At 72.6% G+C, this 6,121-nt stretch carries 4 protein-coding genes, 1 pseudogene and 1 riboswitch; all 5 genes and pseudogenes read right to left on the reverse strand.

Going from position 1 to position 6,121, the window contains the following annotated elements; all coding sequences use genetic code 11:
* Window position 1 precedes the first annotated feature (1 nt).
* Window positions 2–316: pseudogene (locus KS423_RS08510) on the reverse strand (helix-turn-helix domain-containing protein); the annotation flags it as partial.
* Between the two features lie 84 nt (window positions 317–400).
* Window positions 401–2,713 carry a 5-methyltetrahydropteroyltriglutamate--homocysteine S-methyltransferase gene (metE, locus tag KS423_RS08515; protein ID WP_224276774.1) on the reverse strand — a complete coding sequence of 771 codons (2,313 nt, stop codon included), beginning with the start codon at window positions 2,711–2,713 and terminating at the stop codon, window positions 401–403.
* 162 nt (window positions 2,714–2,875) lie between these two features.
* A riboswitch (cobalamin riboswitch) is annotated at window positions 2,876–3,098 on the reverse strand.
* Window positions 3,099–3,179: 81 nt separating this feature from the next.
* Window positions 3,180–3,497: a hypothetical protein gene (locus tag KS423_RS08520; protein WP_224276776.1), complete on the reverse strand. Its 318-nt coding sequence runs from the start codon at window positions 3,495–3,497 to the stop codon at window positions 3,180–3,182.
* Between the two features lie 17 nt (window positions 3,498–3,514).
* Entirely contained in the window at window positions 3,515–4,363 is an 849-nt protein-coding gene (locus KS423_RS08525; protein WP_224276778.1) for an ECF transporter S component, read from the reverse strand.
* Window positions 4,360–6,003, reverse strand: coding sequence for an ABC transporter ATP-binding protein (locus KS423_RS08530; protein ID WP_224276787.1), 1,644 nt, complete (start codon window positions 6,001–6,003; stop codon window positions 4,360–4,362). The genes KS423_RS08525 and KS423_RS08530 overlap by 4 nt, the downstream gene beginning before the upstream one ends.
* Between the last annotated feature and the right edge of the window lie 118 nt (window positions 6,004–6,121).

Below are 6,121 nucleotides of genomic sequence, written 5' to 3' on the forward strand. Positions count from 1 at the left end.
AGTCCCGGCTCACCTCCGCGATGTCGTCCGCCGCGACGGGGGCACCGGACGCCTCGTCCGCAAGGGCGGCGCGCAGGTCGGTGGCGAGGCGCTCTTCGTCGGCCTCGGAGAAGAACTCCGGGTCCACGCCGAACACCTCGGCGATCCGCAGCAGCACGGCGGCGGTGAGCGGGCGCTGGCTGTGCTCGATCTGGTTGAGGTAGCTGGTCGAAATGCCGAGCACGTGGGCCAGTTCGACCTGGTTCATGCCGTGCTCTCGGCGCAGCCGGCGCAGCTTGGCGTGGGCGAAGATCTTGCGTCCGGCGGGACGTGCCATGGTGCGACGTGCTCCTCTGCTCTGCACCGGGGCGGGCACGGCGCGTGCCGCCGTGCCCGCCCCTTGTGATCCCACACTGGCGCGTCAGCCGGCCAGTTCCTCACGCAGCAGGCGGGCGGCGCCCACCAGGCTCTCCAGAGAGGCACGGGTCTCCGGCCAGCCGCGGGTCTTCAGGCCGCAGTCGGGGTTGACCCAGAGCCGCTCGGCCGGGATCGCATCCAGGCCCGCGCGCAGCAGTTCCACGGCCTCCTCGGTGCTCGGCACCCGCGGCGAGTGGATGTCCCACACACCGGGGCCGACCTCGCGCGGGTAGCCCGCCTCGGCGAGTTCGTCGGCCACCTCCATGTGGGAGCGGGTGGCCTCAAGGGAGATGACGTCCGCGTCGAGTTCGTCGATCGCCGTCATGATCGCGCCGAACTCGGCGTAGCACATGTGGGTGTGGATCTGGGTGTCGGCCCGCACCCCCGAAGTGGCCAGCCGGAACGCCTCGGTGGCCCACGCCAGGTACGCCGGACGGTCGGCGGCCCGCAGCGGCAGGGTCTCGCGCAGGGCCGGCTCGTCGACCTGGACGACCGCCGCGCCCGCCTCCTCCAGGTCGGTGACCTCGTCGCGCAGGGCGAGGGCGACCTGGCGGGCGGTGTCGCCGAGCGGCTGGTCGTCGCGGACGAAGGACCAGGCGAGCATGGTGACCGGACCGGTGAGCATGCCCTTGACCGGCCGGCCGGTCAGGCCCTGGGCGTAGCGGAACCAGTCGACGGTCATCGGGTGCGGCCGGGAGATGTCCCCGGCGAGGACCGGCGGGCGCACGTACCGGCTGCCGTAGGACTGCACCCAGCCGTGCCGGGTGGCGAGGTAGCCGGTGAGCTGCTCGGCGAAGTACTGGACCATGTCGTTGCACTCGGGCTCGCCGTGCACCAGGACGTCCAGTCCGGCCTTCTCCTGGTACGCGATGACCTCGCGGATCTCGGCTTCCATCCGCTCCCGGTAGGCGGCGTCATCGATCCGCCCGGCCGTCAGATCGGTGCGGGAGAGGCGCAGTTCGGTGGTCTGTGGGAAGGATCCGATGGTGGTGGTCGGCAGCAGCGGCAGGCCGAGCCGGGCGCGCTGGGCCTCGGTCCGCTCCGGGTAGGCCTGGGCGCGGCGGGTGTCGTCGGCGGTGACGGCGGCGGTGCGGGCACGGACGGCGGGGTCGTGGGTGATCGGGGAGGTGGCGCGGGAGGCGAGGTCGGCACGGTTGGCGGCGAGTTCGGCGGTGATCGCGCCGGTGCCCTCGTGCAGACCGCGGGCGAGCAGCGCTGCCTCGGCGGCCTTCTGCTTGGCGAACGCGAGCCAGCGGGCGATCTGCGGGTCGATGTCGCGTTCGAGGGTTGCGTCGATCGGCACGTGCAGCAGAGAGCAGGAGGGCGCGACGTCGACCCGGTCGGCGAGTCCGAGCAGGGTGGCCAGGGTGGAGAGCGACTTCTCCACGTCGTTGATCCAGATGTTGCGGCCGTCGATCACTCCGGCGACCAGCCGTTTGCCGGGCAGCCCGCCCACCGCGGCGAGGTCGTCCAGGTTGGCGGCGGCCGGGCCGGTGAAGTCCAGCGCCAAGCCTTCGACCGGAGCCTTCGCCAGCACCGCCAGCGCCTCGCCGAGCTGGTCGAAGTAGCTGGCGACCAGCAGCTTGGGCCGGTCGGTGAGGGCGCCCAGCTCGCGGTAGGCGCGGGCGGCGGCGTTCAGCTCGGCCGGGGTGCGGTCCTGGACCAGCGCGGGCTCGTCCAACTGCACCCACTCGGCCCCCGCGTCCTTCAGCGCCGCGAGCAGCTGCGCGTAGACCGGCAGCAGCCGGTCCAGGAGGGTGATCGGCTGGAATTCGGCGGCCACCCCGGGCGCCGGCTTCGCCAGCAGCAGGTAGGTCACCGGCCCGACCAGCACCGGCCTGGCGTCATGGCCAAGCGCGAGGGCCTCCTTGAGCTCGCCGACGGCCTTGGCCGGGTTCGCGGCGAAGGCGGAGTCCGGGCCCAGCTCCGGGACGAGGTAGTGGTAGTTGGTGTCGAACCACTTGGTCATCTCCAGCGGTGCGACGTCCTGGGTGCCGCGCGCCATGGCGAAGTAGCCGTCCAGCGCGTCGACTTCGACTGCCTCCCGGTGCCTGGGCGGGATCGCGCCGACGGCGACGGTGGTGTCCAGCACGTGGTCGTAGAGCGAGAAGTCCCCGGTCGGGACCTCCTCGATGCCGGAGTCGGCGAGCTGCTGCCAGTTCCCGCGGCGCAGGTCGGCGGCGGTGGCCAGCAGGGCGTCGGCGGTGACCGTGCCCTTCCAGTACCCCTCGACGGCCTTCTTGAGCTCCCGACCCCGGCCCTGGCGGGGGTAGCCGTACACGGTCGCGATTGCCGCGGCTGCGGACTTCGTAGTCAAGGGACTCTCCTTCGCGAGTCTGTCTCCTCAAGTACCCGGGGACGGGGCGAGGGCGCGAAGGGATGACGAACCGGGCGGCGGCCGTCACGGAACGTACGGGCCTGATCTGCCTGGTATGGTCGCCGACCCGCCCACGAGGTCACCGGATAGCCGCACGCAGGTCGTCTGCGTACGGGCAGTGGCAGGTCTTCGGACTCGCGGGCACGCCCACCCCATGAAAGGCGGACACCTACTGGCCGTCGCTTCCCAGACCCTCCCGGGCCCAGTGCATATGACGGCGGTTGTTCCCACTCACCGCTGCGGGGCAGTCCCGGATTCCCACCGGGTTCCCTCTTACGACGCGCCTGCCTGGCGGACAGGGCGAACCGGCTGCCTGATCAGCTTATGCGCAAACAGTTGGGACTGACGCGGAGATCGTGGAACATGTCCGCATGATGAGACCCCATCGCGGCCCGCGGGCCGACGGTCAGGTTCGCGGCGAGGTGCCCGGCGTGCGTGGCAGGGCAGCGCGAATGTCCGCGATCAGTTGGGGCACGCCGCGACCCGGGCCCAACTGACCCTCCAGTCGCTCGATCTGGTCGGCGGGAATGCTCGCCAGCACCCGTTGGGCTTCACCCAACAGCTGCCGTCCCCGGCGGAGGTCGAGCTTCATCCCGGCGACCTGCGCCTGCGCCCCGCCCAGCTGGCGGCGTGCGGATTCCAGTCCGGCGTGCTGTTCCGGGGTCAGGACGACGACGTCGACCCCGTTCAGCGTCATCGTCCGGTGCTTCGCAGGCTTGGGCACGATGGTGACCTTTCGGTTCAGGAGTGCGCCTGCCCCGTGGGCTGAGCGACGGTTTGCGGCCCCAGCGTGACATCCGGACCGTGATGGGCCTCGAAATGCACTGTGGGCTCGAAGTTGGCGCGGCGGGCCGCTCGGCGGAAGACGGTCAGGACGGCCGGCCCGACGACGAGCACGGCGGTCAGGGTGGTGACGGCTCGGCCGGTGTCCCAGCCGAGCGAAGTGGCGAGGTCGAAGAGCAGGTAGCGATGCCACTGCTCGGTGAAGGGCAGGCCGGGGAGGTAGGCGATGGAGCTGTTCGGGTCGGTCGAGAACGGCCAGAAGGACAGGTTCAGCAGGAAGCCGAAAAGGTAGCCGGAGAAGGCCCCGTACACGGCCAGCATCGGCACTTCCCAGCCCCGCCGGGCCTTCGGCAGCAGCCCGGCGAGCATGCCGACGAAGGCGCAGCCGAACATCTGGTAAGGCATCCAGGGGCCGACTCCGCCGGTGAGCAGGGCTGAGGCGAACAGCGAGGTGCAGCCGAGGGTGAAGCCGAAGCCGGGGCCGAAGACGCGGCCCGCCAGGACGAGGGTGAAGAAGACCGTCTCCACTCCGGCGGTCCCGGCGCCGAGGGGCCGGAGTCCGGCGTTGACGGCCGAAAGCACGCCGAGCATGGCGAGGGCCTTGGCGTCGATGCCGCCGGCCGAGATCTCGGCGATGACGACGGCGAGTACCAGGACGAGCAGCGCTCCGAAGATCAGCGGCGGGGCGTAGTTGGAGCCGAACTTTCCGGGGGCGACGACGAACGGCCAGGTGAAGGCGACCAGGCCGATGAAGGCGGCCAGGGCGACGACGACGCGGGCCCGGCCGGGGATCCGGACGGCGGTCATCGGGTGGCCTCCGCCGTTTCCAGGGCCGCCCCGACCTGCCGTGCCGTCAGATAGGCGAGTGGGGCGAGGATCTTGGCGGTCTGCGGGGCGAAGGTCGGCGAGGCGACGATGACCTCGGCGGTGGGGCCGTCGGCGACGATCTCGCCCTCGGCCATCACCACGACGCGGTCGGCGGCAGAGGCGACGAACTCGACGTCGTGGGTCGAGACGACGACCGTACGGCCTTCGGCGGCGAGGGCGTCCACGATGCCGGTGAGCGCCTCCTTCGCGTGGTAGTCGAGGCCTCGGGTGGGTTCGTCCAGCAGCACGACCCGTGGTGCGGCGGACAGTTGGATCGCCAGGACGAGGGCCAGCTTCTGCCCCTCGGAGAGGTCCCGGGGGTGGGTGTCGTCCGGGATCCCTGGGGCCAGGCGGTCGAGGATCTGCCGTGCGGTCGGCCCGCCGGCGCCATCGGCTTCGAGGTCGCTCTGGGCGAGTTCCTGGGCGACCGTCTCCAGGTACAGCAGGTCGGTGGGGGTCTGCGGGACGAGTCCGACCAGCTGCCGGGCCCGGGCCGCGGGCAGGCGCTTGGGGTCCGCGGCCGGGCCGCCCCCGGCTCCGGTGACCTTCACGCTGCCGCCCTGGCGGGGCCCGGAGCCCTGGAGGGCCCAGAGCAGCGAGGACTTGCCGGAGCCGTTGCGGCCCATCAGCGCCGTGACCTCGCCCGCGCGCAGTGCCAGCCGGACGTCCCGGACGGCGGCCACCGGCCCGTACCGGACGGTCACCCCCTTCGCGTCCAGCACCGGTTCCCCCGCCACCGCTGCCCGGCGCGGCGGGGGAACCGGCACGTCGGTGAGCCGCGCTCGCAGCGGCCCGGCGGCCCTACGGGCGTCCCGGACGGACAGCGGCAGCGGCCGCCAGCCGGCCAGGCGGCCGAGGCCGACGACGGGCGGCGCGATCGTGGTGTCCCGGAAGACCTCGGCGGGCGGCCCGTGCACGACCGTCCCGTCGCCGGGCAGGTAGACGACCCGGTCGGCGTACTGGACGACCCGCTCCAGCCGGTGCTCGGCCAGCAGGACGGTGACGCCGAGGTCGTGGACCAGCCGGGTGATCGCGGCCAGCACCTCCTCGGCGGCGGTCGGATCGAGCGCGGAGGTCGGCTCGTCCAGCACCAGGACGCGCGGGTGCGCGGTGAGCAGCGAGCCGATGGCGACGCGCTGCTGCTGCCCGCCGGAGAGCTCGTGCAGGGCCCGGTGGCGCAGCTCGGCCAGGCCCAGCAGGTCGAGGGTCTCCTCGACGCGCTTGCGCATGACCTCCGGTGGGATCGCCAACTGCTCCATGACGTAGGCCAGTTCCTCCTCCACGGTGTCGGTGGTGAAGCCGGCCAGAGGGTCCTGCCCGACCACGCCGACCACGTCGGCGAGTTCGCGCGGGGGGTGGTGGGCGGTGTCCCGGCCATCCACGGTGACGCGGCCGCGCAGGGTGCCGCCGGTGAAGTGCGGGACGAGGCCGTTGACGGCGCCGAGCAGGGTGGACTTGCCGACGCCGGTGCGGCCGACCACGAGGCAGAGCTCGCCCTCCGGGATGTGCAGGTCGATGTCGCGCAGGACGGGCGTGGTCTCGCCGTCGTACACCACGCTGACCCGGTCGAATCGGATCACGTGCTCACCTCGGAGGTCGTGCGGTCGGTGGTGGCGGCGCCGGGGCGCGTCGTCGGGCGCGGCCCCGGCACGGCGGCGGATCCGGGCGTCCGGCCGGGCGGCGGCGAGACGATCCCGG

Origin of the sequence: Streptomyces sp. LS1784, from assembly GCF_020103755.1 — a bacterium.
In the GTDB taxonomy this organism is placed as follows: Bacteria; Actinomycetota; Actinomycetes; order Streptomycetales; family Streptomycetaceae; genus Kitasatospora.

Bases quoted from the DNA above. Each gene is read 5' to 3' on its own strand.
- KS423_RS08525 (WP_224276778.1), bottom strand. From the start codon at position 4,363: ATGACCGCCGTCCGGATCCCCGGCCGGGCCCGCGTCGTCGTCGCCCTG.